This is a genomic window from Sulfitobacter sp. PM12 (assembly GCF_045586035.1).
Taxonomy (GTDB): domain Bacteria; phylum Pseudomonadota; class Alphaproteobacteria; order Rhodobacterales; family Rhodobacteraceae; genus Sulfitobacter; species Sulfitobacter pontiacus.
On sequence record NZ_CP151529.1, the window covers coordinates 2978043 to 3001696 of the forward strand.

The 23654-nt window shown below is 63.1% G+C and carries 21 protein-coding genes and 1 riboswitch; of the genes, 15 read left to right on the plus strand and 6 right to left on the minus strand.

Annotated elements, in window-relative coordinates:
- Genes cobN through cobJ form a run of 5 tightly spaced genes read left to right on the plus strand, consistent with a single transcriptional unit; the run spans position 1 to position 6483 of the window.
- Positions 1–3261 carry a cobaltochelatase subunit CobN gene (cobN, locus tag AADW22_RS14725; protein ID WP_407473971.1) on the plus strand — a complete coding sequence of 1087 codons (3261 nt, stop codon included), beginning with the start codon at positions 1–3 and terminating at the stop codon, positions 3259–3261.
- Positions 3258–4400, plus strand: coding sequence for a precorrin-3B synthase (gene cobG, locus AADW22_RS14730; protein ID WP_407473972.1), 1143 nt, complete (start codon positions 3258–3260; stop codon positions 4398–4400). The genes cobN and cobG overlap by 4 nt, the downstream gene beginning before the upstream one ends.
- Complete coding sequence (locus AADW22_RS14735; RefSeq protein ID WP_005850082.1) at positions 4401–5030, plus strand: precorrin-8X methylmutase; 630 nt, start codon at positions 4401–4403, stop codon at positions 5028–5030. It begins immediately after the preceding gene.
- 2 nt (positions 5031–5032) lie between these two features.
- Positions 5033–5749, plus strand: coding sequence for a precorrin-2 C(20)-methyltransferase (locus AADW22_RS14740; protein ID WP_407473973.1), 717 nt, complete (start codon positions 5033–5035; stop codon positions 5747–5749).
- Positions 5746–6483, plus strand: a complete 738-nt coding sequence (cobJ, locus tag AADW22_RS14745) for a precorrin-3B C(17)-methyltransferase (protein WP_407473974.1) — start codon at positions 5746–5748, stop codon at positions 6481–6483. Before AADW22_RS14740 ends, cobJ begins: the two co-directional genes overlap by 4 nt.
- Here the strand turns inward: cobJ and AADW22_RS14750 are convergent.
- Entirely contained in the window at positions 6459–7208 is a 750-nt protein-coding gene (locus AADW22_RS14750; protein WP_288959665.1) for a cobalt-precorrin-6A reductase, read from the minus strand. The genes cobJ and AADW22_RS14750 overlap by 25 nt on opposite strands.
- Here AADW22_RS14750 and cbiE point away from each other — a divergent pair.
- The 7 genes from cbiE to cobF all read left to right on the plus strand — a co-directional run bounded on the left by cbiE (position 7207) and on the right by cobF (position 13388).
- Complete coding sequence (gene cbiE / locus AADW22_RS14755; RefSeq protein ID WP_407473975.1) at positions 7207–8403, plus strand: precorrin-6y C5,15-methyltransferase (decarboxylating) subunit CbiE; 1197 nt, start codon at positions 7207–7209, stop codon at positions 8401–8403. The genes AADW22_RS14750 and cbiE overlap by 2 nt on opposite strands.
- Entirely contained in the window at positions 8400–8759 is a 360-nt protein-coding gene (locus AADW22_RS14760) for a cobalamin biosynthesis protein (RefSeq protein ID WP_005850087.1), read from the plus strand. The genes cbiE and AADW22_RS14760 overlap by 4 nt, the downstream gene beginning before the upstream one ends.
- The gene (cobM, locus tag AADW22_RS14765; protein WP_037941160.1) at positions 8756–9541 is read left to right on the plus strand and encodes a precorrin-4 C(11)-methyltransferase; all 786 of its coding nucleotides are present in this window, start codon (positions 8756–8758) and stop codon (positions 9539–9541) included. The genes AADW22_RS14760 and cobM overlap by 4 nt, the downstream gene beginning before the upstream one ends.
- Positions 9538–10863, plus strand: coding sequence for a cobyrinate a,c-diamide synthase (locus AADW22_RS14770; protein ID WP_009825405.1), 1326 nt, complete (start codon positions 9538–9540; stop codon positions 10861–10863). The genes cobM and AADW22_RS14770 overlap by 4 nt, the downstream gene beginning before the upstream one ends.
- Positions 10860–11576, plus strand: coding sequence for a uroporphyrinogen-III C-methyltransferase (cobA, locus tag AADW22_RS14775; protein ID WP_009825406.1), 717 nt, complete (start codon positions 10860–10862; stop codon positions 11574–11576). The genes AADW22_RS14770 and cobA overlap by 4 nt, the downstream gene beginning before the upstream one ends.
- Before the next feature lie 26 nt (positions 11577–11602).
- Positions 11603–11819: riboswitch (cobalamin riboswitch) on the plus strand.
- A gap of 71 nt (positions 11820–11890) precedes the next feature.
- The gene (locus AADW22_RS14780; protein ID WP_009825407.1) at positions 11891–12574 is read left to right on the plus strand and encodes an energy-coupling factor ABC transporter permease; all 684 of its coding nucleotides are present in this window, start codon (positions 11891–11893) and stop codon (positions 12572–12574) included.
- Between the two features lie 61 nt (positions 12575–12635).
- The gene (gene cobF / locus AADW22_RS14785; protein WP_407473976.1) at positions 12636–13388 is read left to right on the plus strand and encodes a precorrin-6A synthase (deacetylating); all 753 of its coding nucleotides are present in this window, start codon (positions 12636–12638) and stop codon (positions 13386–13388) included.
- 9 nt (positions 13389–13397) lie between these two features.
- Here the strand turns inward: cobF and cueR are convergent, their stop codons facing one another.
- Entirely contained in the window at positions 13398–13784 is a 387-nt protein-coding gene (gene cueR, locus AADW22_RS14790) for a Cu(I)-responsive transcriptional regulator (protein ID WP_005850098.1), read from the minus strand.
- A 20-nt stretch (positions 13785–13804) separates the two neighbouring features.
- Positions 13805–16261, minus strand: a complete 2457-nt coding sequence (locus tag AADW22_RS14795) for a heavy metal translocating P-type ATPase (protein WP_407473977.1) — start codon at positions 16259–16261, stop codon at positions 13805–13807.
- A gap of 187 nt (positions 16262–16448) precedes the next feature.
- Between AADW22_RS14795 and AADW22_RS14800 the strand changes: the two genes are divergently transcribed.
- Positions 16449–17420, plus strand: coding sequence for a NodZ family protein (locus AADW22_RS14800; RefSeq protein ID WP_407473978.1), 972 nt, complete (start codon positions 16449–16451; stop codon positions 17418–17420).
- On the opposite strand, the gene AADW22_RS14805 is transcribed toward AADW22_RS14800, so the two are convergent.
- From AADW22_RS14805 to AADW22_RS14815, 3 genes are all read right to left on the minus strand, one after another.
- Positions 17411–18379, minus strand: a complete 969-nt coding sequence (locus AADW22_RS14805) for a glycosyltransferase family 2 protein (protein ID WP_407473979.1) — start codon at positions 18377–18379, stop codon at positions 17411–17413. The genes AADW22_RS14800 and AADW22_RS14805 overlap by 10 nt on opposite strands.
- Complete coding sequence (locus AADW22_RS14810; protein ID WP_407473980.1) at positions 18373–19053, minus strand: sugar transferase; 681 nt, start codon at positions 19051–19053, stop codon at positions 18373–18375. The genes AADW22_RS14805 and AADW22_RS14810 overlap by 7 nt, the downstream gene beginning before the upstream one ends.
- A 211-nt stretch (positions 19054–19264) precedes the next feature.
- Positions 19265–20614 carry a glycosyltransferase family 4 protein gene (locus tag AADW22_RS14815; protein WP_407473981.1) on the minus strand — a complete coding sequence of 450 codons (1350 nt, stop codon included), beginning with the start codon at positions 20612–20614 and terminating at the stop codon, positions 19265–19267.
- 105 nt (positions 20615–20719) lie between these two features.
- Here AADW22_RS14815 and AADW22_RS14820 point away from each other — a divergent pair, with 105 nt between their 5' ends.
- Both AADW22_RS14820 and serA read left to right on the plus strand, forming a co-directional pair.
- Positions 20720–21859, plus strand: a complete 1140-nt coding sequence (locus tag AADW22_RS14820; protein WP_064215851.1) for a phosphoserine transaminase — start codon at positions 20720–20722, stop codon at positions 21857–21859.
- Between the two features lie 81 nt (positions 21860–21940).
- Positions 21941–23536, plus strand: a complete 1596-nt coding sequence (gene serA, locus AADW22_RS14825) for a phosphoglycerate dehydrogenase (protein WP_009825417.1) — start codon at positions 21941–21943, stop codon at positions 23534–23536.
- Positions 23537–23654 lie beyond the last annotated feature (118 nt).

A 23654-nucleotide genomic window follows, 5' to 3' on the forward strand; every position in this document is an offset into this window, starting at 1 on the left:
ATGCATGTCGTCTTTCGCGAAAGCCACGGACTGGACCAAAGCGATCTGCCCCAAGACCTAGGGCAGACGCCGGCGGATCTGGTGGTGCTGTCTTTTTCGGACAGTGATCTGGGGGCTTTCGCGGCGGGCTGGCATCGTGCGGAAGGGGGCTTGCCGTCGTTGCGGCTGGCCAATCTGGTCGCGCTGAAACATCCGTTGTCGGTCGATACCTATGCCGAACAGACCCTTGCGGGGGCCAAGGCGGTATTGGTGCGGCTGATCGGGGGCGAAAGCTATTGGCCTTACGGGCTTGCGACCTTGCAGGATATGGCGCGCAAACAGCAGATCGCGCTGGCGGTGCTGCCTGCGGACGGCCAACCCGACCCACGGCTCGACGCGCTGTCGACGCTGCCGCATTCGACGTTAAGACGCTTGCAACATCTGTGCGATACGGGCGGCGCGGTGGCTGCGCAGGCGGCACTGGCGCAGCTGTCGCTGGCCGCGGGGCTTTACGCGGGGCCGGCCAAAGGGGCCAAGACCGTGCCCGAGGCGGGGTTCTACCGCCCCCACACCGGCGTGATCCCCGCGCCGGAACCCTCCGACAAGCCGCGCGCGATTGTGACCTTCTACCGGTCCTATTTGACGGCTGCCGATACCGATCCTGTGGATGCGCTGATCACCGCACTCGACGCGCGTGGCTTTGACGCCGTGGGGCTCTTCGCGCCCAGCCTCAAGGGAGACACCGCGCCGTGGATCGCGCAGCAGATCGCCCGGCTTGATCCGGCGGTGATCGTGAACGCCACCGCTTTCTCCGCCCAGCGCGGGCCGGATGAACCATCCGTTCTGGGCGCATCAGATTGCCCCGTGGTTCAGGTCGCCCTATCGACCGCGCGTCGGCGCGATTGGGCCGGATCAGAGCGCGGGCTGTCGCCTACCGATCTGGCGATGCATGTCGTCTTGCCCGAGGTGGATGGCCGTCTGTTCGGCGGTGTCGTCAGCTTTAAACAGCCCGGCAAACGGGACGAGGCGCTGCAATACAGCCGTTTCGCCCATCGCGCCGACGCGAACCGCGTGGATTTCATCGCCGATCGCGTGCAGCGCTTGCACCAGCTACGGGTGCAAGACAACGCGGCAAAGTCTGTGGGTGTGGTGCTGTCCACCTACCCCGGCAAAGACTGGAACATGGCCCATGCGCTGGGGCTGGATGCGCTGGCTTCGTTGCGGGAGATGACGGCCCAGCTGGCGGCGCAGGGCTATGACGTGGAGGCGGGGGATTTTACCGATACGCAAACGGTTGCCAGCCGTCTGGGCACCGAAACGCTCCGCTGGCCGCTGGCAGAGTATGCGGCCGCGCTTGCAAAGCTGCCACAGGCGTTGCGCGATGACCTGACCGAAAGCTGGGGCGCGCCGCAGGATGATCCGCTGTTTCACGACGGGGCGTTCTGTTTTCCGGCGCTGCGCAGTGGCAAGCTGCTGGTCGCCTTGCAGCCCGAACGCGGGGCGCTGGCCGAACGGGATGATGACTATCACGACCTGAGCCGCACGCCGCGCCCGGGCTATGTCGCCTTCTATCTGTGGCTGCAACAGCAGGCGGATGCGATGGTGCATGTCGGGGCCCATGGCACGCTGGAATGGCTGCCGGGCAAATCCGTCGCCCTGTCTGACGCCTGCTGGCCCGAGGCGCTGATCGGCCCGATGCCGGTGATCTATCCCTTTATCGTCAATGACCCCGGCGAGGCCGCGCAGGCCAAACGCCGTATCGGGGCCGTGACCGTGGGCCATATGCCGCCCCCTTTGGTGACATCGAAACTGCCCGATGCATTCGGACGGTTGGAACGGCTGCTGGATGAATACTCGACCGCGGACGGGCTGGACCCTGCGCGGCGCGACCGGCTGATCGCGGACATCCGAGCCGAGGCGCAGGGCCGCGGGGTTGAACAGGACCTCGGCCTTGATGCCAGCGCCAGCGCGGCAGAGGCGTTGACCCGCATCGACCGCTTCGTCTGCGACATCAAGGAAACGCAATATGGCGACGGGCTGCATGTCTTTGGCGCAGGCGATCATGGGACGGGTGAGATCGACGGGCTGATCGCGGCGCTTTCGGCGCGGTTTGTGCCCCCTGGCCCGTCGGGATCACCCTATCGCGGGCGCAGCGATGTGCGGCCCACGGGGCGCAACCTGTTTACCACCGATCCACGGGCCGTGCCCTCGCGTGCGGCCTATACCCAAGGGGTGAAGCTGGCCGAGGAATTGTTGCGCAAGCATTTGCAGGATCACGGCGACTGGCCCAAGGGGTTGGTCATGGACATGTGGGGCTCTGCCACCATCCGCACGGCGGGCGAGGAGTTTGCCATGGCGCTGCATCTGGCGGGTCTGTCCCCCCGCTGGGATGACGGCAGCGACCGTGTGAGCGGTTTCGACATTCTGCCGCTTGCGCTGTTGAACCGTCCGCGCATTGACGTGACCCTGCGGGTGTCGGGCCTGTTCCGCGATATGTTCCCCGGTCTGGCGCAGCTGTTCGAGACGGCAATTGCCAAGCTGGCCGAGCGTCCCGAAACGGCTGCTGATAACCCCTATCTGGTGCAGACCCCCCGTGTCTTTGGCCCGCGCCCGGGATCCTATGGTTTGGGGATCGGCACTGCGATGGACGACTATTCCGACGAGGCGCGCACAGCGGCGGGCGAGGCGTGGCTGGCTGCGTCGTCCTACGCGATCGACGCGCGCGGAGAGATCACCTATGCCCGCGACGCGCTTGAGACGCAGCTGACGCGGGCCGATAGTTTCGTGCACCTGCAAGACCTGCCCGAGACCGATCTGCTGATGGCAGAGGATTACGCCGCACACGAGGCCGGCTTTGCCGCCGCGATGCAGCGTTTGGGCAAGGGCGGGGCTGCCGCGCTGTACCATCTGGATGCCACCCGCCCCGACCTGCCTCGTGCCCGCACCCTGACCGAGGAGCTCGCTCGTGTGGTGCGCGCCCGTGCCGCCAACCCCGATTGGGCCACAGGCATGATGGCGCATGGTTTCCGCGGTGCCGCCGAGATTGCCGCGACGCTGGATCACCTTGCCGCCTTTGCGCATCTGGCGGGCGTTGTGCCGGACCATCTGTTCGACGCCATGTTCGATGCGACACTGGGGCGCGATGATCTGGTCGACTTTATGCAGGACGCCAACCCACAAGCGCTTGCTGCGTTGCGCGCGCGGTTTGATGCGTTGCACCGGGCGGGGCTTTGGACATCGCGCCGCAACTCTGTCCTTGCCGAATTAGGCACCCCCGCATGAGCGCGCCGCAGGTCTTTGGCTGGTGCCCCGGTGCGCTGCGGCCGATGATGTCGGGCGACGGGCTGGTGGTGCGGCTGCGTGTGCCGATGGGGCGGCTGAGCCCTGTCCAAATCCGCCGCGTTGCCACGCTGGCGCGCACCCATGGCAACGGGATGATCGACCTGTCGGCCCGCGCGAACCTGCAACTGCGCGGGGTGACAACGGATAGCCATGCCGCATTGGTCGACGGGCTGCGCGAGATTGGCCTTGTCGATGCCGATCTGGCGGCAGAGGCGCGGCGCAATATCACCGTGACGCCGTTCTGGCAGGATGGGGACGACAGCCACCGCGTGGCGCAAGCACTGGCCCATGCGCTTTCCAGCGAAGACGCGCCCGACCTGCCCAGCAAGTTCGGCTTTGCGATCGATTGCGGAGCGCGGCCTGTGCTGACGCGCACCTCTGCCGATATCCGGATCGAACGTAGTGCTGCTGGCCTGATCTGCCGGGCGGACGGGGCAGAGGTGGGCCAACTGGTATGCGTCGAGACTGCCGCAGATGCCGCACTGACGCTGGCCCGCTGGTTTCTGGACACCGGTGGCGTGACCGACGGAAGGGGGCGCATGGCGGCGCATATCGCGACGCGGGGGGCTCCGGTGGGCTCTGATACCGCCCCCCTGCCCGCTGCGCCCGTCCCTGAGCCCGGTGTGACCCCGCAAGGCACACTTCTCGGGTTTGCATTTGGCCAGACCACGGCGGAAAGCTTTGCGCAGCTGGCGGAGCTTGGCGCCCTGCGGCTGACCCCTTGGCGCATGGTGTTGATGGAAGGGGGCACCCCATCAGCTCCGCTGCCCGATTTCATCACCGACGCCCGCGATCCGCGCCGCCGTGTGCAGGTCTGCACCGGTGCCCCCGGCTGCCGTCAGGCTTTGTCGGACACCCGCGATGCCGCCCGCGCCATTGCCGCGCATCTCTCGCCAGACAGCGACGACACGATCCATATCTCGGGCTGTGCCAAAGGCTGCGCCCATCCCGCCCCTGCCCCCGTCACGCTGACCGCCAGCCATGACGGGCATTTCACCCTTATCCGCCACGGGCGCGCAGGCGATCCGCCGCAAAGCGCGCCCCTGACAGTGACCCAAATTCAAGACAGGAGGCTTTGAGTGCCCCACACCTACGAGACCAACGGTGCCGCGATCTATCTGGAAAGCTTTGCCACCATCCGCGCCGAGGCCGATCTGGCGCGGTTCACCCCCGATGAAGAGCGTGTCGCCGTTCGGATGATCCACGCCGCCGGTCTGGTCGGGCTGGAAAAGCACGTACAGTTTTCTGAAAACATGGCGCAGATTGCACGGGCGGCGCTGGCGGACGGTGCGCCGATCCTGTGTGATGCGCATATGGTGTCCGAAGGAATCACCCGCACGCGTCTGCCCGCTGACAACCAGATCATCTGCACCCTGCGCGACCCCAAGGTGCCAGAGCTGGCGCAGCAGATGGGCAACACACGCTCTGCCGCAGCGCTTGAACTGTGGCGGCCACATCTGGCAGGGGCTTTGGTGGCGATCGGCAACGCGCCCACGGCGCTGTTCCACCTGCTCAATATGCTCGAAGATCCCGACTGCCCGCGCCCTGCGGCCATCATCGGCTGCCCCGTCGGCTTTGTCGGCGCGGCGGAATCGAAAGAGGCGTTGATGCAGGATTTGCCCGTGCCGTCGATGATCGTGCAGGGGCGTTTGGGCGGTTCGGCGATTACAGTGGCGGCGGTGAACGCGCTGGCCACGTGGAAGGAATAACGATGGGCAAGGTCATTTGCATCGGGCTTGGCCCCGGCGATCCCGAATTGATGAGCGTCAAGGCGCACCGTTTGCTGACCGGCGCGCAGCACGTCGCGTTTTTCCGCAAACCCGGACGGCGCGGGCAGGCCCGCACCATCGTGGACGGCATCATGGCCCAGACGGCGGTGGAACACGCGATGGAATACCCCGTCACGACAGAGATCCACTTCAGCGATCCCGAGTATAACCGTCTGCTGTCGGCCTTCTACGACGATTGGGCCGAGCGTCTGACTGACCTCGCGCAGAGTGAAGATGTGATCGTGCTTTGTGAAGGGGACCCGTTCTTTTACGGGTCGTTCATGCATCTGCACAGCCGCCTTCAGGGCCGCGCCGAGGTCGAGATCGTGCCCGGCATCACCGGCATGTCGGGCTGCTGGACGGCCACGGGGCATCCGATCACCTGGGGCGATGATGTACTGACCGTGCTCATGGCCACGCTGGACGAGGAAGAGCTGGCCACGCGGGCCGCCAATACCGACGCGCTGGTGGTGATGAAGATCGGGCGCAACCTCGATAAGTTGAAGCGTGCGCTGACCAAGGCGGGCCGCTTGCAGGACGCATGGCTGGTCGAGAAAGGCACGATGGCGGGGCAGACGGTGCAAAAGCTGACGGAAGTTCCGGCCGACGTGCCCTATTTCTCGATCGCGATCGTGCATGGTCAGGGGCGGCGACCATGACCGGTTGGGTGCGCGTTGTCGGCCTTGGCCCCGGAGACGAGGCGCTGGTCACGCCAGAGGTGCGCGCCACCGTGGACGCGGCGACCGATATTGTCGGCTACATCCCCTATGTGCGCCGGATTGCCCCGCGCGACGGGCTGACCCTGCATGAAAGTGACAACCGGGTAGAGCTGGACCGCGCCGCACATGCGCTTGAAATGGCGGCGGCGGAGCGGCGTGTGGTGGTGGTGTCTTCGGGCGATCCGGGGGTCTTTGCCATGGCCTCTGCCCTGTTCGAGGCGTTGGAGAACGGCCCGGAAGACTGGCTGGCAATCGATATAGGCGTCCTGCCCGGCATCACCGCGATGCTCGCGGCGGCGGCGCGGTTGGGGGCACCGTTGGGGCATGATTTCTGCGCGATCAACCTGTCGGACAATCTGAAACCCTGGTCGCTGATCGAAAAACGGCTGCGGCTGGCGGGGGAAGCGGGGTTTGCCATGGCGTTCTACAACCCGCGGTCGGCCTCGCGGCCGCATCAGTTCGCCACCGCGCTTGATATTCTGCGAAAGGCCTGCGGGCCGGAGACCTTGATCTCTTTCGCGCGCAACGTCAGCCACCCGGACGAGACATTGCGCACCGTCACGCTGGCCGAAGCGACGCCAGAGATGGCCGATATGCGCACGGTCGTGATCGTCGGTAACGCCGATACCCGCCGCGTCGGGACACATATCTACACGCCACGGTCCGTCGTATGATCAAGCCACGCCAAGATATCGTCGAGCCGCGCAAATGTGGTGCGAGGGGGCACCGCGGGGCGCTGGATCATCAGCACCCGCAGCCCCAATTCGCGCGCGGCGATAAGCTTGGCCTCGGCCCCCGTGCCGCCGGCGTTCTTGGCGATGATCAGCTTGGTCCCGTGGTCGCGCAGCAGGGCGATGTCTCCGGCCACGTCGAAGGGTCCGCGGGCGAGAGTCACGGTCGTATGCGGCAAGGGCAGCGGCGCGGCGGGCTGGTCCACCAGCCGCAGCAGATAATGGTGCTGCGGATGGTTGGCAAAGACGGACAGCGCCTGCTTGCCGATGGCCAGAAAGACCCGCGTCGGCACCTGCGGCAGGGATGCGGCGGCGGCTTCGATACTTGGCAGATGGGTCCAATTGTCGGCGGCAGTCTCGGCCCACGGGGCACGCTCAAAAGCGGCCAGCGGGATGCCTGCCTGCGTGCTGGCTGCATGGGCGTTACGGCTCATCTGTGCGGCGAAGGGATGGGTCGCGTCGATCACGCGGGTGATATGGTTCTGCGCGATAAACGCCAGCAATCCGGCCACGCCGCCAAAGCCACCTACGCGGGTGGGCAAGGGCTGCGCCACGGGGGCCGCCGTGCGTCCGGCATAGCTGAACAGCGCATCATCGCCACGGTCGGCCAGCGCGCGCGCGAGGCTGGAGGCCTCTGTCGTGCCGCCAAGAATGAGGGTGCGCGTCATGGCTGATCCTGTTGCTGCCTGGGTGACCCTGATTGGTCTGGGCGAAGATGGCCTTGGCGGGCTGACCGATGCAAGCCGAAAGGCGCTGGCAGAGGCCGATGTGATCTTTGGCGGGGCGCGGCATCTGGCGCTTTGTGACGCGGGCGCGCGGGGGCGGGAATGGCCGTTGCCGTTCAGCGTAGCGCCGGTGTTGGAACATCGCGGGCGTGCGGTGGTGGTGCTCGCCTCGGGTGATCCTTTCTGGCACGGCGTGGGCGGTTCGCTGGCGCAGGTGCTGGACCCGTCGGAATGGCGCTGCTTTCCCGCGCCGTCCTGCATGACGCTGGCGGCTGCGCGGCTTGGCTGGCGGTTGGAGGAGGTCACGACCCTTGGCCTGCATGCGGCCCCGTTCGAGGTATTGCTGCCCCATCTGGCGGCAGGTGCGCGGCTGATCTGCACGTTGCGCGATGGAGCGGCCCCTACGGCGCTGGCAGATTATCTGACCGCGCAGGGTTTCGGCGCGTCCCGCCTGACGGTGATGGAGGCGCTTGGCGGTCCGCGTGAAATCGCGCGCGCGGCCGATGCCGCGACGTTTGACCTGGACGGCGTCGCCGCCCCTGTGGTGGTGGCGATTGCGGTGTCGGGGGGGGCTGGGATCAGCCACGCGCCTGGACGGCCCGAGGCGCTTTTTGCCCATGACAGCCAGATCACCAAATCACCCATGCGCGCGTTGACGCTGGCCGCGCTGGCCCCCCGCGCGGGGGAGCTGCTGTGGGATGTGGGGGGCGGGTCGGGCTCTGTCTCTGTTGAATGGTGTCTGGCCGCGCCGCAAGCGCAGTCCATTGCAATCGAGCCGCGCGAAAGCCGCTGCGATAATATCACCGAGAACGCCCGCCGCTTTGGGCTGGGGGGTCGGATGCGCTGCGTGCAGGGCACGGCGCCCGATGCGCTGGCCGATCTGCCCCTGCCCGCTGCGGTTTTTCTGGGGGGTGGCGCGTCAGAAGAAGTGTTGCAGGCGATCTGGCGCAGGATCACGCCGGGCACGCGGCTGGTGGCGAATGCGGTGGCACTTGAAACCCAAGCCTTGCTGATCCGCTGGCAAGGGACGCACGGCGGGCAATTGCTGCGGATCGATCTGGCACAGGCGGCCCCCTTGGGGACCATGCAGGGCTGGCACCCCAGCCGCCCGCAACTGCAATGGAGCGTGACCCGATGATCGTCGCGGGCATAGGATTGCGCGCGGATGCGACCGAGGCGGATTTACACGCGGCCCTTGCGTTGACGCGGCGCAGGCCGGACACGCTCGCGACCCTCGCGATCAAGGTGACGCCGGCGCTACGGCGTTTTGCCGATAGTCTGGGATTGCCGCTGATCGAACTGTCGGAAGCCGATATCGCAGACATCCCGACGCGTACCGTGTCGCCGCGCGTGCAGGCGCGGTTCGGGACCGGATCACTTGCCGAGGCCGCCGCATTGCGCGTTGCCGGTCGCGGTGCCAAATTGACGACCTTGCGTGTGACCAGCCCCAATGGCATGGCCACCGTAGCTATCGCGGAAGGAATTGCCCCATGACTGTTCACTTTATCGGCGCGGGCCCCGGTGCCCCTGATCTGCTGACCCTGCGGGGGCGCGACCTGATCGCGGCCTGCCCTGTGTGTCTGTATGCCGGATCGTTGGTCCCGTCTGAGCTGCTGTCCTACTGCCCTGCGGATGCGAAGATCGTGAACACCGCGTCGCTGTCGCTGGACGAGATCATGGCAGAGATCAAGGCCGCAGATGATGCGGGGCAGGATGTGGCGCGGCTTCATTCGGGTGATCTATCGGTCTGGTCCGCCATGGGCGAGCAGCTGCGCCGCTTGCGCGAGCTGGACATCGACTATGACATCACCCCCGGCGTGCCCGCCTTTGCCGCTGCCGCCGCCGCTTTGGGGAACGAGCTGACGCTGCCCGGTGTGGCGCAGTCGCTTGTTCTCACTCGGACATCTGGGCGGGCGTCAGCCATGCCCGAGGGTGAAACGCTCGAGAATTTTGCCGCCACGGGTGCCACGCTGGCGATCCACCTGTCGGTGCATGTGCTGGATGATGTGGTCGCGCGGCTCACCCCTCATTACGGAGAGGACTGCCCCGTCGCCATCGTCTGGCGCGCCAGCTGGCCGGATCAACGGGTGGTGCGGGCGACCTTAGGCAGCGTGATTGACGCCACCGACGGCGAACGCGGGCGCACGGCGCTGATCCTTGTGGGCCGCGCACTGACGGCAGAGGAGTTCCGCGAAAGCTGTCTGTACGCGGGCGATTACGACCGCCGCTTCCGCCCCGTGGGCACAGAGCCGCGCTTTCCCGAGGGCACAGAATGATCGAGACAACGCAACTGCCCAAGGGCCTGATGATTTCGGCCCCGGCGTCGGGCACGGGCAAGACCACCTTGATGTTGGGCCTGTTGAACGCGCTCAGCCGTCGCGGCGTCGACGTGCGCCCGTTCAAGAGCGGGCCGGATTACATCGACCCCGGCTTTCACCGCGCGGCCTGCGGGCGGTCGTCCTATAATATCGATAGCTGGGCCATGGGCTCGGGCGTGTTGTGCAATCTGATCGGCACCGCCCATGGCGGCGATCTGGCCCTGATCGAAGGGTCAATGGGGCTGTTCGATGGTGTGGCGCAACCGGGGGAAACCTCGAACGGGGCGAGCGCCGATATCTCTGCCATGACGGGCTGGCCGGTGGTGTTGCTGCTGGATGTATCGGGTCAGGCGCAATCGGCTGCGGCCACCGCCCTTGGGTTCAAGACGATGCGCCCGGATGTGCATGTCGCGGGTGTGGTGCTGAACAAGGTCGCCAGCCCCCGTCACGAGGCGCTGCTGCGTCTGGGGATGGAGCAGGTCGGCATCCCCGTTCTGGGCGCGCTGCCCCGACAGGGATCGGTCACGCTGCCGGAACGCCACTTGGGTCTGGTGCAGGCCGAGGAGCAGCCCGAGCTGATGAAGCTGCTGGATGCGGCAGGTGATTTCATCGCGCAGCATATCGATCTTGATCTGATCGTCTCTGCCGCCCAAGGGCGCAGTATTCCCGACGGGCCAGATGTGTTGCCCCCGCCCCCCGGGCAACGGATCGCTTTGGCCAAGGACGCCGCGTTTTCGTTCATCTATCCGCATTTGCTGGACCACTGGATCGCCGCGGGTGCGCAGGTGTTGCCCTTCTCGCCGCTGGCGGATGAGGCACCGGACGACAGCGCCGACATCTGCTGGCTGCCCGGTGGCTATCCCGAACTGCATGCCGGACGCCTTGCCGCTGCCGCGCAGTTCCGCGACAGCCTGCAACAATTCGCCACGACGCGCCCGGTGCATGGGGAATGCGGGGGGTATATGGCGATGGGGGCCGGTTTGGTCGACAAGGAAGGCGTGCGGCACCAGATGGCGGGGCTGCTGGGGCTGGAAACCAGCTATGAGAAGCGCAAGATGCATCTGGGCTACCGGCTTGCCACGCTGAACGAACCCGGCCCCGGCTATGACGCGGGCGCGCGGTTGCGCGGGCATGAATTCCACTATTCTACCATCCTGTCGCAACCAGACACGCCGCTGGCGCGGGTGGTCGATGCTAATGGGGCCGAAGTGCCCGAGACAGGCTCGCGCCGGGGCCATGCGACGGGCACCTTCTTTCACCTGATTGCGGGGGCGTCATGAGCGGTTTTGTCTCTTTCGTCTCCTCCGGTCCGGGTGATCCCGAGCTGCTGACCGTGAAGGCGGTAAAGCGGTTGCAAGAGGCCGAAGTCGTGCTGTTCGACGATCTGTCGGCGGGTCCGATCCTTGAACATGTCTCGCCCGAGGCGGATCTGATCGGGGTAGGCAAACGCGCCGGACGGCTGTCTCCGAAGCAGGATCACGTGAGCCGCCTGCTGGTCGAACACGCATTGACCGGCGCGCGGGTGGTGCGGCTCAAAAGCGGGGACGCGGGCGTGTTTGGCCGGCTTGAAGAAGAGCTGACCGCGCTGAAAGCGGCTGGCGTCGCCTTCGAGATCATCCCCGGTGTGACGGCGGCGTCTTCGGCGGCGGCGGCGGCGATGATCCCGCTGACCCGGCGGCTGACCGCGCGGCGGGTGCAATTCATCACCGGCCACGGCGAATCGGGGGCCTTGCCCGAAGATCTGAACATGGCGGCGCTGGCCGACCCTACGGCGACCACGGTCGTCTACATGGGCCGCCGCACCTTTGCGGGTTTCGCCGCGCGGCTGATCGAGGCGGGCTTGCCGCCCTCCACCCCTGCCCTGCTAGCAGAGGCGGTATCGACCCCCGATCAAAAGCTGAGCCGCCACACCGTGGAAAGCCTTGCCCATCTGCCGCTGGATCCCGCAACGTCAGCGCCTGCGCTGATCCTTTACGGGCCTTTGACCGAATAGATGACTTGACAAAACCGGCCCGAAAATGACCACCTATTCCGGACGGTTCCCCGTGCGCCTTCGGGCAATCGGGGTGAAAAGGGAATACGGTGCGGTGCCAAAGCAAAGGTGCCAAATCCGGAACTGCCCCCGCACCTGTAAGTGAAGAGCAACCCGCATTGCCACTGGGCCAGACCGCCTGGGAAGGCGCGGCACGCATGGACGCACAAAGTCAGGAGACCTGCCGTCATGGGGATGATCCCCGATCCAACTGGCTGCCCCCCGGGGCGGCTTTCACATTATGCCGTCGGGGAAGACGGTAAGGAGACCTGAATATGCATATCGAACCCGAAGTCGTGACCGGCGCCAAGCTGGTCCTGTCCTATGGCACCGCCGCCGGTGCTGCGGCCTATACCGCGAAAACCGCAATGGACTCTGTCCGTGAGAAAGGCGTCGTGCCTTTTGCGGGCGGGGCCATGGTGGCCACCGCGCTGACCTTTGTCTTTTTTCAGGTCTTCCCGCATTTCCCCGTGGGCGTGAGCGAAGTGCACCTGATCCTCGGGTCGACCCTGTTCTTGCTGTTCGGCGTGGCCCCTGCGGCTGCGGGTCTGGCGCTTGGTCTGCTGGCGCAGGGCGTGTTCTTTGCCCCCATCGACCTGCCGCAATACACGATGAACGTCACCACGCTGCTGGTGCCCTTGTTCATGGTCTCGGCGCTGGCCAAACGCATCATCGCGCCCAACACCGCCTATGTTGATCTGACCTATGTTCAAGCGCTCAAGCTGTCGACCGCGTTTCAGGCGGGCGTTGTGGGCTGGGTCGCCTTCTGGGCCATCTACGGTCAGGGCTTTGCCGCCAGCAACATCGCCGCTGTGGCCAGCTTTGGCGGGGCCTATATGATGGTCATCCTGATCGAGCCGCTGGTGGATCTGGCCGTGCTCGCCGCCGCGAAAACCCTGCGCGATTTCGCAGGCAGCGCGCTGTTCACCAAACGTCTGACACAGACTGCCGCTGAATAATCCAAGACCCGACGCGGCCCCCTATTCTTCGGGCCGCGTCACCCCCTGCCGGAGCCTCAAGATGTTTACGCTTTCACTGATCGGCATCGGGTCCGGCAATCCCAAACACCTTACATTACAAGCCATCGACGCGTTGAATGCCTGCGATGTGATCCTGATCCCGTCCAAGGGCGCGGGCAAGGATGATCTGGCTGGCCTGCGGCACGAGATTTGCGCCCAGGTGCTGCGGTCGGACGGGCCTGAAATTCACGAATTCACCCTGCCCAAACGCGACGCCGCCAACCCTGATTATCACGCGGGCGTCCACGATTGGCACGATGCCATTGCGCACGTCTGGCTGGCCGAGATGCAGCGCACCCTGCCCCAAGGTGGTCGTGTCGGTTTCCTCGTCTGGGGGGATCCATCGCTGTATGACAGCACCCTGCGCATTGCGGAGCGGTTGCAAAAGGTCGTCACACTCACCGTCGATGTCGTGCCGGGGATCACCTCGCTTCAGGTACTGACGGCGGGCCATGCGATCCCGCTGAACACCATCGGCAATCCCGTCACCATCACCACCGGTCGGCAGCTGCGCGATCATGGCTGGCCGCTGGGTGTGGATACGATTGCCGTCATGCTGGACGGCACCTGCGCCTTCGAGGTGTTGCGGCAGCACAGCGACATACACATCTGGTGGACCGCCTATGCCGGCATGCCGAACGAGCGTCGCATCGCAGGCCCGCTGGATCAAGTCTGCGACCGCATCATCGCAACACGGGCAGAGGCCCGCGCCGCCCATGGCTGGATCATGGATATCTACCTGCTGCGCCGGTAGACACGCGCGCTACAGCTTTTCGAGCCGTTGCAAGATCGGGCAATCGGGGCGGTCATCGCCAGCGCATTCATGCACCAGATGGGTCAAGGTCTGACGAATATCTTGCAGGTCCGCGATCTTGCTTTCGATCTGCGCCAAATGTTGCTGGGCGATGGCACGGACATCGGCGCTGGCGCGATCCTGATCATCCCAAAGCGCCAGCAGGTCGCGGCAATTCTCGATCGTGAAGCCCAAGGCCCGCGCACGGCCCAGAAACGTCAGCTTATGCACGTCGCTGTCGCAAAAGCTGCGATACCCGTTGGTGTCACGCGCGGGCGTGATCAGACCGATGTCTTCGTAGTAGCGGATGGTCTTGGCAGGCAGACCTGCGCTTTTCGACACGTCACCGATGTTCATGGACGTCTCCTTTCGTTGAATTAGGCGGTTGCTGCGGCGGCGATCCACCGCAGGCGCAGGGCGTTGAACAGGACAAAGACGCTCGACAAAGCCATGGCGGCGGCGGCAAGCACGGGCGACAGCAGCACGCCGAACAGCGGATAGAGCACACCGGCTGCAACGGGGATCAGCAGCGCGTTATAGCCAAAGGCCCAAAAGAGGTTCTGGCGGATATTGCGCATGGTGTGCTGGCTGATGTGCAGGGCGTTCACCACCCCTTGCAGATCGCCCGACATCAACACAACGTCGGCCGCTTCGATAGCGACATCCGTTCCGGTACCGATGGCGATGCCCACGTCGACCCCCGCCAGCGCGGGCGCATCATTGATCCCGTCCCCGACAAAGGCGACCTTGCGGCCCGCCTGTTGCAGGTCCTCCAGCGCGGCGACCTTGCCGTCGGGCAGCACTTCGGCGACCACGGTATCGATCCCCAAACGGTCGGCAATCGCCTGCGCCGTCGCCTTGTTGTCACCGGTGATCATCGCGATTTTCAGCCCCGCTTCGTGCAGCGCCTCCAGCGCTTGGGGCGTCGTTTCCTTGATCGGGTCGGCGACGCCGATCATCGCGACAAGCGCCCCATCCACGGCGGCGAAAAGCGGTGTCTTGCCCTCTGCCCCCCATGCTGCCGACCGCCCCTCTGCCGCGGCGAGAGAGACCCCTTCGGACTTCATGAAACGGTCCGCCCCGACAAGCACGCGACGCCCCTCGACCTCGGCGTGTACACCGTGACCGGTTTGCGAGGCAAAAGAGGTTACCGCTGCCAGCGACAGCCCCTGTGTTTCGGCATGGCGCAGGATGGCGCTGGCAATCGGGTGCTCTGACTGCGCCTCGACCGACGCAACGAGCCGCAACGCATCGGCCTGCGACCAGCCGTTGAAGACATCCAGATCCGTCACCTCAGGCCGACCGGCGGTCAGCGTGCCGGTTTTATCAAGCGCGATGGTATCGACCTCGGCCAAGACCTGAAGCGCATCCCCCTTGCGGAACAGCACGCCCATCTCGGCCCCTCGCCCCGTGCCCACCATGATAGAGGTCGGCGTGGCCAGCCCCATCGCACAGGGGCAGGCGATGATCAGCACCGCGACGCTTGCTACCAGAGCGTGCCCCAAGGACGGCTGCGGCCCGAACGCAAGCCAGACAAGGAAAGTGGCCGCGGCAATCGCCATGACGACGGGCACGAACCACATGGTGATGCGGTTGACCATATCCTGCACCGGCAGCTTGGCACCTTGGGCGTCCTCGACCATGCGCACGATCTGCGACAAGGTCGTGTCCGCGCCCACATGGGTCGCGCGGTAAACCAACGCGCCGGTGCCATTCACCGTCCCCCCGACCACACGCATGTCGGGCAGTTTTTCGACGGGCACGGGTTCGCCGGTGATCATGCTTTCATCGACATAGGAACTGCCACGTGTCACGGTCCCGTCTACGGCGATCTTTTCACCGGGGCGCGCATGGATCAGATCGCCGACGGTGATCGCGTCGATCGCAACCTCTGACACGTTGCCGTCCCGCTCTACCCGCGCGGTTTTGGGGCGCAGCCCGACCAGTTTGCGGATCGCTTGCCCGGTTTGGCCCTTGGCCCGCGCCTCTAGCGTGCGCCCCAGCAGGATCAGCGTGACGATCATCGCGGCGGCTTCGAAATAGACCGCTTGCGCACCGGCGGGCAGCAACTGTGGCAAGAACAGCGCCACGGTGGAAAAACCCCATGCCGCCGTGGCCCCCAGAAACACCAGAGAGTTCATGTCAGGCGTGCGTTTCAACAGCGCTGGCACGCCGGTGACAAAAAAGCGCCGCCCGGGCCATGCCAGCACGATGGTGGTCAGTACGAACTGGATCGACCAGCTCAGCTGCTGCCCCAGCGTCGACATCACCCAATGGTGGAACGCGGGGATCATATGGCCGCCCATCTCGAGCACAAACACCGGCAGGGTCAACGCCGCGGCGAGCAGCGTCATACGTTTAAGATGCGCGGCTTCTTCAACCTTGCGGTCCGGCGCGGGGGAAGATGCGGTGTCCGTCACAGGGGTGGCGGGGTAGCCCGCGGCTTGCGCAGCCTGCACAATGGCGGCATCCGGCTCTGCGGTAAGCGACTGCACCACGGCCTCTTCCCGGGCGAGGTTGACGCTGACATCGACCACACCAGGCACGGCCGCCAAGGCGCGTTCAACCCGCCCGACGCAGGATGCACAGGACATGTTATCAATGGCATAGCGCCGCGTTTGCACCGTGGCGGGATAGCCTGCGGTCGCAAGCGCGGCGACGGCATCCTTGGGGTCGAAACCCGATGCCACCTGCAGCGACGCCGTTTCCGAGGCGAGGTTCACGCGGGCGTCCTGCACACCCTCCACGCGTCCAAGCGCGGTCTCGACCCGCCCCACGCAAGAGGCGCAATTCATACCGCCAATGCCAAAATTTATCGCAACTACATCGCCCATCAGTCGTCTCCTTGGGGTGTCTTGCCCCTCAGATAGGGCTTCCAGTTAATGGAAGGTCAAGCGGTGATATGGATTTTATTCGATTTCGATGCGGATTCCGGTGTCTGCCTTAGGCCGGTTAAGATTTTGGAAAGATATCTGCGGGATGGTGAGCGTCAAACGATGAGCGGAGGGTGTGTATCGACGGATGCAATCAAAAACACTGGTGATCAAGGGAAAGGGCGGATTGGGCAACCGCATCCTGTCTGCGATCTCGGGTCTGGTTTACGCTGATCTCTCCGGCCGCAAGCCCGTGATCGACTGGCGCGACGGCAGCTATGCGCCGCTTGGCGAAAACGCTTATCCGCTGCTGTTCCAGTCTCCGATCGGGGGCGAAGCGATTGAGGGTGCCACAATGGATGACGGGGCCGATGTTTGCCCCGCGATCTGGGCTGGCAATCTGCATCGCCAGCCGCAAGACATGATCGACACCTATATGCCGCAGTCACATTCAAACCCCTGGGGCTATCGGCGGCTTTGCGTGGACCTCAAGCGGTTGGACCAGTCTCAGGCGGTGGCGGTCTATTGGTCTTACCTGCCAAAGCTGGGCCGCATGCGACAACACCTGCGCCGGGATGCACGCTTTGCCAAACGGGGGGAGCGCGAGGTTTTCGCCGATTATCTCGGCCGCTATTTTACCCCCAACGCACGGGTCCGCCATGCGCTATCGCAAATGCGCCCCACGGCAAAACTGCCCAGCATCGGGGTTCATATCAGGTTCACCGATCGAAAAATCCCGCTTGGCCCGGTGTTGAAGACCCTGGAACAGCTAAAGGCCCGCCATCCGACCGCGACCATCTTTCTTGCGACGGACAATGCCGAGATCGAGGATCGTTTGAAGCGTGCGTTCGACAAGGTCATAACCCATCCCAAACGGCTAGGCCTCGCCGGCGCGCGTTTGCATGGGCCGGATACAACATGCAACCCGCTGCAAGAGGCGGAAAATGCCCTGATCGACATGTGGCAATTGTCGCGTTGTGATCACCTGATCTATTCCCGCCGCTCGACCTTCTCTGTCACCTCCGGCTACCTGGGGCGTTTTGCCCCTGCGCGTATCCACGATGTCGAACGGTATTCTCCGACGCTTTGGGCGAAGGAACTGTTGCAACGCTATGCTTGATCATACCCCCGCAACCATGTCTTGCGGGCGGCCCAGACCGCCTCCCAATGCGCCGCCCGCGCCCGTCTTTGCGCATTGCGCGAAGCCACGAACGGCCGCGTGGCCAAATACCGAAGCGCCGACCAAAGCCACATCAGAAAGACCCCCGCCCCCTGTTGCCACGCAGGCCAGTGATCGCGGACCAATGACGCACGCGATGTCATCACCGCGATCGCCTTTGCCTCTGTCACCGTGGTAGAGGCCCCGACATGATGCACGATCTGCGCCTTCGGCGTGATCAGCGGCTGATACCCTAAGTGAATCGCGCGCAGGCAAAGATCGGCATCCTCGCCATACATAAAATATTTCTCCGAAAAGCCGCCCAGTTGATGCCACAAGGAACGGTCGATCAACAGAAAACACCCCACGACGATATCGACAGGGCGCACAGAATCCCGCGGCCAGCGCCCGTAGGCTTCGGGGTTAAACACCGCGCTGCGCGGAAAAGCAGTGCTGAGCCCGATCGCTTTGAACAACAGGCTGGCCACGGTGGGCCGCGCCCAACAAGACGCGATATTATGCGACCCGTCAGCAAAAATGGTGCGCCCACCCCATATCCCCGCCTGCGGATTTTCGAGCGCAAAGGCGACGAGTTGATCGACCGCATCGGTATGAAGCTCGGTATCAGGGTTCAGCAACAGTAAATAATCGGAACAACACTGCTGCGCGGCAAGGTTATTCGCGCGCGCGAAGCCCAGATTCTGCGCCGAGCGGACCAGCCGGACCTGCGGAAACGCCGCAGCTATCGCGTCTGCCGAACCGTCAGAGGAGGCGTTATCCCAAACAATACACTCAAATTGAGTCAACTGCGTATGTTCATACAGCGTTTCTATCGCCCGAAGCGTCAATTCCCGCGTGTTGTAGCTGACGATCACGACACTAAGGGCAGGCCCGCGATCAATCGTCGCCAGCTTCAGCACCCCGTCGCCCGCAATACGACACCCACGGTTGCCTTTAGTATTCGCAGATCCTCGGACAGTGACAGGGTGCTGAAGTATTGCGTGTCGAAAACTGCGCGCTCTGAAAACCTTGCTCTGTTCCGGGATGAGACCTGCCAGTTCCCACTGATCCCGGGCCGCAGGCTTTCGTAGTGGTCACCCTGATAAAGCCCCCTTTGAGACACCAACATGGGTCGGGGCCCGACGAGGCTCATCTCTCCTCTCAGCACGTTAACGAACTGGGGTAGTTCATCCAGTGACGTGCAGCGCAAGAACCGGCCCACCGTTGTGACACGGGGATCGTGACGCAGCTTCTGGTTTTGTCGCCATTCATCCCTGGCCTTTGGATTTTGTGCTAAATAGTCTCTTAACGAGTGTGGATCGTGGGGGTGCATTGTTCGCAGCTTCCACATCTTGAAGACCCGCCCATCTTTACCGACGCGTTCCTGGGTGAAGAACGGAGACTGCCCAGTTGCTGCCACAAGACAGGCAAGAAGGCTGATCATGATAACCACGATCGGTGCAGATAAAATGCAAAAGACGATGTCAAAGCAGCGCTTGCCATATAGACGATAAAACTCCCGATGCAGATCGCTTCGCTGCAGGGTGTCCACGCGTGGATAGGCTTGGCGTTTAAAGACATTCGTATGATGCACCGGAAATTCCTTCTGCGGCTCAGGCCAGGGGAAAGGTCGATGCATCAATGGTTATGGGGACAGGCTTACTACGGGGTTAAGGAAAAACATCCAATTTGAATGACTGTGTAGAAAAGCCGTTCATCATGACGTGTTCCAAACGCGAAGACGGCGATAAACCCGTTCCACTGCATGATGTAATTTACGGTAAACTATGGTTTGCGCCGGCCACTCAGCGCAGGCGCTTGTCACAAAGCCGCGTATATGCCGCCAAGAGATGCGGTTCGGACGAAGACCATGCCAGCGCATTCACGACCCTCTCGCGCCCGGTCTTCCCCATCGCCGCTCTTAATGACGGGTCGTCGATGAGCTGTTTAATGCAATCGGCAAATCGAATCGGATCATTTGAAGCCGCGTAGAGGGAGGCCGTTTCGGCGGTGCGCCGACCTTCGGTCAGGTCGAACTGAACGACCGGTTTGCCCAGCGCCATGTATTCAACCACCTTGTTCATTGATGATATGTCGTTCATCGCATTGCAGGGATCTGGGGCAAGCCCCATATCTATCGTGTTCAAAGCGTCCACCAAAGCGCGGCCATAAAGTGCGCCGGTGAACGTAAAGTAACCCGTCAGCCCAAGGTCATCGACCTGACGTTTCATGTCAGGCAATGAGGGACCAAAGCCGATAACCAAAAAGTGGATATCGCGCGTGCCCGAGGCCACAAGGTGATGCGCCGCGGAAAGCAACAGATCCATTCCCTCCTGCTGTCCGATCACGCCGACATACCCAAGCAGCGTCTCTCCCTCGCGCCGGTATCTCTGCGACCCTGGTCCGGGCGTAAAATCTGTCAGGTTCGGAGCGGAGCGCACAACGCATATGTCGTCGTGGCATTTGCCGCCCCGTGTCATCGCGATTTCGCGAAAGCTTTCATTCGGGGATATCACCACCGATGCAGCACGGTAGCTGAGCAATTCACACTTTCGCATGACGTGGTAACCTACGCCTTGTTTGTCGAACTTGGCGACAAAAAGTTCTGGGCAGACATCGTGCTGGTCAAACACATAAGAAACGCCCTTGCGTCGGTACCACATGGCAAGAAGGCAGATCAGATCAGGTGGGTTGCACCCGTGGATCGCCTGAAAAGGATTTTGCCGCCAAATACGCCGCGCAAGCCGAAACCAATGCCAGATTGCGCTAGCATATTCCCTTGCATATGAAACCGCGCCGCCCCCCGTTTCAGGAGCAGCGGGGTACCGGTAGATATCCACGCCTTCGCGCCGTTCAAATGGCGCAACCCATCCCTGACCCGTGGGCGAAATGATAGAGACTTGGTAGCCCGCGCGTACCAACGTCGTCGCTTCCAGCCAGACCCGGCGATCGAGCGGCACTGGTAGGTTTTCAACCACGATCAAGATATGACGCACGGGCGGTTCAGGCATAGGTCCTTCAACATCAGAATCAGATTGGCCTCCGTTTTGGCAGCCACGGGTGAACATGAAGTTAATTCCGAAGCGCCGTCGCCTTAAGTTGTCTCCAATAGGAAACATCACCGGTTGGTTCAGCCAATTACCCGGTATTTGCATCAATCTTGCTTGATTTGGGGGCTTGCCGCGCCCTTTCGCCCCGCGTATTCCAGCACGTGGGACACCCTTCCCCAACGAAGGGCGCTTATCTGAAAGGGTAGCTACATGGCTATTACGACACCGACCTCGCGGCCCACGAATCCGCGTTTTTCCTCTGGCCCGTGCGCCAAACCCCCCGTTTATGACCTGACCAAGCTTGCGAGCGCGCCTTTGGGGCGTAGCCACCGCGCGGCACCGGGCAAAGCGAAATTGCTTGAAGCAATTGAAACCACCCGCGAAATTCTGGGCGTGCCTGCCGACTATAAGATCGGCATCGTTCCGGCGTCTGACACTGGCGCTTATGAAATGGCGATGTGGTCGTTGCTGGGCGAACGCCCTGCGGAAATGGTCGCATGGGAATCCTTCGGCGCAGGCTGGGTGACCGACGCCGTGAAACAGCTCAAGATCGAGCATACGGTACATACCGCGGATTATGGTCAAATTGTCGACATGTCGGCGTTGAACTACGACAACGACGTGTGCTTCACTTGGAACGGGACAACCTCTGGCGTGCGCGTCCCAACGGGCGATGTTATCCCTGCCGACCGCAAGGGGCTGACACTATGCGATGCGACATCGGCTGCCTTCGCGATGGATCTGCCGTGGGACAAACTGGATGTGACGACGTTCAGCTGGCAGAAAGTTTTGGGCGGCGAAGCAGCACACGGCATGCTGATCCTCAGCCCTCGTGCCGTCGAGCGGCTTGAAAACTATACGCCTGCTTGGCCCCTGCCCAAGATCTTCCGCCTGACCAAAGGTGGCAAGCTGATCGACGGGATTTTCAAGGGCGAGACGATCAACACGCCTTCGATGCTTTGCGTTGAAGATTACCTGCTGGCGCTTGATTGGGCGAAATCCGTCGGCGGCCTGCAAGGTCTGATCGCGCGCGCCGATGCGAATACGGCAGCGATCACGGATTTTGTGGACACGCATGACTGGATCGAATTCCTTGCGGTTGATCCGGCGACACGGTCGAACACATCGGTCTGCCTGAAATTCAATGACGACCGGATCGCAGACGGCGCAGCCTTCGCAAAAGCTGTCGCGAAACGTCTCGCGGACGAGGATGTCGCATTGGACATCGGCGCCTACCGCGATGCCCCTGCCGGTCTGCGGATCTGGTGCGGCGGCACCGTCGAAACCTCTGACATCCAGGCCATGTTGCCTTGGTTGGAATGGGCTTTCGAAGCCGAGATCAACGCTTAATTTCGGGTTCCCCGCTTGGCGATCACGTCAGGCGGGTGGCTAACCCACGCCCCCCTTCTATTCAAAAAAGGAGCGCCAATCATGGCCCCCAAAGTGCTTATTTCCGACAAACTCTCGGACGCCGCCGTTCAAATCTTCAAAGACCGCGGCATTGACGTCGACTTCCAACCCGATCTTGGCAAAGACAAGGACAAGCTTGCCGCTGTGATCGGCGATTACGACGGGCTCGCCATCCGGTCCGCGACGAAAGTGACCGAAAAGATCCTCGCCAATGCGACCAACCTCAAGGTGATCGCCCGCGCCGGTATCGGCACCGATAACATCGACAAGGATGCGGCCTCGAAAAAGGGTGTCATCGTCATGAACACCCCCTTCGGCAACATGATCACCACGGCAGAACACGCGATTGCGATGATGTTCGCCGTTGCCCGTCAAATCCCCGAGGCATCGGCCTCCACCCATGCCGGCAAATGGGAAAAGTCCAAATTCATGGGGGTCGAGCTTACGGGTAAAACCCTTGGCGTCATCGGTGCCGGCAACATCGGCGGCATCGTCTGCGATCGCGCCCGCGGCCTGAAGATGAAAGTCGCGGCCTATGACCCCTTCCTGAGCGAGGAAAAAGCCAAGAAGATGGGTGTCGAGAAAGTCGAGCTGGACGATCTGCTGGCGCGCGCGGATTTCATCACGTTGCACGTGCCTTACACGGATCAAACCGCAAATATCCTGTCCAAGGAAGCCTTGGCGAAAACCAAAAAAGGTGTGCGGATCATCAACTGTGCCCGCGGCGGTCTGGTCGACGAAGAAGCATTGGCCGAAGCGCTGAAATCCGGCCATGTCGCTGGCGCAGCCTTCGACGTGTTCAAGGAAGAGCCCGCGACCGAAAACCCGCTGTTCGGCCTCCCCAACGTCGTCTGCACCCCCCACCTTGGGGCCGCCACGACTGAAGCGCAGGAAAACGTGGCACTTCAGGTCGCTGAACAGATGTCCGACTACCTGCTGACCGGTGCCGTCACAAACGCCCTGAACATGCCGTCCGTCACCGCCGAAGAGGCAAAGGTCATGGGCCCGTGGATCACTTTGGCGGGTCACCTTGGGGCCTTCATTGGCCAGATGACGGATGAAGCCGTGAAGGCGATCAACATCCTTTACGACGGTCAGGTCTCCGAGATGAACCTGAACGCGCTGAACTGCGCGGTCGTGGCGGGCATCATGAAACGTGCCAACCCCGACGTGAACATGGTCAGCGCCCCCGTTGTTGCGCGCGAAAAAGGCATCCAGATCAGCACCACCAATCAGGACAAATCCGGTGTCTTCGACGGCTATGTGAAAGTGACCGTTGTCACCGAGAAACGGGAACGGTCGATCGCGGGCACCGTGTTCTCGGATGGCAAACCACGCTTCATCCAGATCAAAGGCATCAATATCGAAGCCGAAGTTGGTGCGCATATGCTTTACACCACCAACAACGACGTGCCCGGCATCATCGGGACGCTGGGTCAGACCCTGGGTGCAAACGACGTGAACATCGCGAACTTCACCCTCGGCCGGTCCACCGCCAAAGGGGAGGCGATTGCCTTGCTCTATATTGACGGCCCACTGCCCGAGAAAGCGCTGAAAGACCTGCGTGATACAGGTCTGTTCAAGCAGGTCAAAGAGCTCGAATTCGAAGTCGCCTAAGACCCACAGCGCATCAAAAAAACGCAAAGCGCCCCCATCACCGGGGGCGCTTTTGTTTTGCCTGCTTCCAATTGGCCTAAATCCCGGGGGAGCAGCCAAAGGCTGCGGGGGCAGCGCC

Bases quoted from the DNA above. Each gene is read 5' to 3' on its own strand.
- AADW22_RS14820 (WP_064215851.1), top strand. From the start codon at position 20,720: ATGGCTATTACGACACCGACCTCGCGGCCCACGAATCCGCGTTTTTCC.
- AADW22_RS14800 (WP_407473978.1), top strand. From the start codon at position 16,449: ATGCAATCAAAAACACTGGTGATCAAGGGAAAGGGCGGATTGGGCAAC.
- AADW22_RS14740 (WP_407473973.1), top strand. From the start codon at position 5,033: ATGGGCAAGGTCATTTGCATCGGGCTTGGCCCCGGCGATCCCGAATTG.
- serA (WP_009825417.1), top strand. From the start codon at position 21,941: ATGGCCCCCAAAGTGCTTATTTCCGACAAACTCTCGGACGCCGCCGTT.
- AADW22_RS14760 (WP_005850087.1), top strand. From the start codon at position 8,400: ATGATCGTCGCGGGCATAGGATTGCGCGCGGATGCGACCGAGGCGGAT.
- AADW22_RS14750 (WP_288959665.1), bottom strand. From the start codon at position 7,208: ATGACGCGCACCCTCATTCTTGGCGGCACGACAGAGGCCTCCAGCCTC.
- cobG (WP_407473972.1), top strand. From the start codon at position 3,258: ATGAGCGCGCCGCAGGTCTTTGGCTGGTGCCCCGGTGCGCTGCGGCCG.
- cobF (WP_407473976.1), top strand. From the start codon at position 12,636: ATGTTTACGCTTTCACTGATCGGCATCGGGTCCGGCAATCCCAAACAC.
- cobN (WP_407473971.1), top strand. From the start codon at position 1: ATGCATGTCGTCTTTCGCGAAAGCCACGGACTGGACCAAAGCGATCTG.
- cueR (WP_005850098.1), bottom strand. From the start codon at position 13,784: ATGAACATCGGTGACGTGTCGAAAAGCGCAGGTCTGCCTGCCAAGACC.
- AADW22_RS14815 (WP_407473981.1), bottom strand. From the start codon at position 20,614: ATGCAAATACCGGGTAATTGGCTGAACCAACCGGTGATGTTTCCTATT.
- AADW22_RS14795 (WP_407473977.1), bottom strand. From the start codon at position 16,261: ATGGGCGATGTAGTTGCGATAAATTTTGGCATTGGCGGTATGAATTGC.
- AADW22_RS14780 (WP_009825407.1), top strand. From the start codon at position 11,891: ATGCATATCGAACCCGAAGTCGTGACCGGCGCCAAGCTGGTCCTGTCC.
- AADW22_RS14770 (WP_009825405.1), top strand. From the start codon at position 9,538: ATGATCGAGACAACGCAACTGCCCAAGGGCCTGATGATTTCGGCCCCG.
- cbiE (WP_407473975.1), top strand. From the start codon at position 7,207: ATGGCTGATCCTGTTGCTGCCTGGGTGACCCTGATTGGTCTGGGCGAA.
- cobA (WP_009825406.1), top strand. From the start codon at position 10,860: ATGAGCGGTTTTGTCTCTTTCGTCTCCTCCGGTCCGGGTGATCCCGAG.
- cobM (WP_037941160.1), top strand. From the start codon at position 8,756: ATGACTGTTCACTTTATCGGCGCGGGCCCCGGTGCCCCTGATCTGCTG.
- cobJ (WP_407473974.1), top strand. From the start codon at position 5,746: ATGACCGGTTGGGTGCGCGTTGTCGGCCTTGGCCCCGGAGACGAGGCG.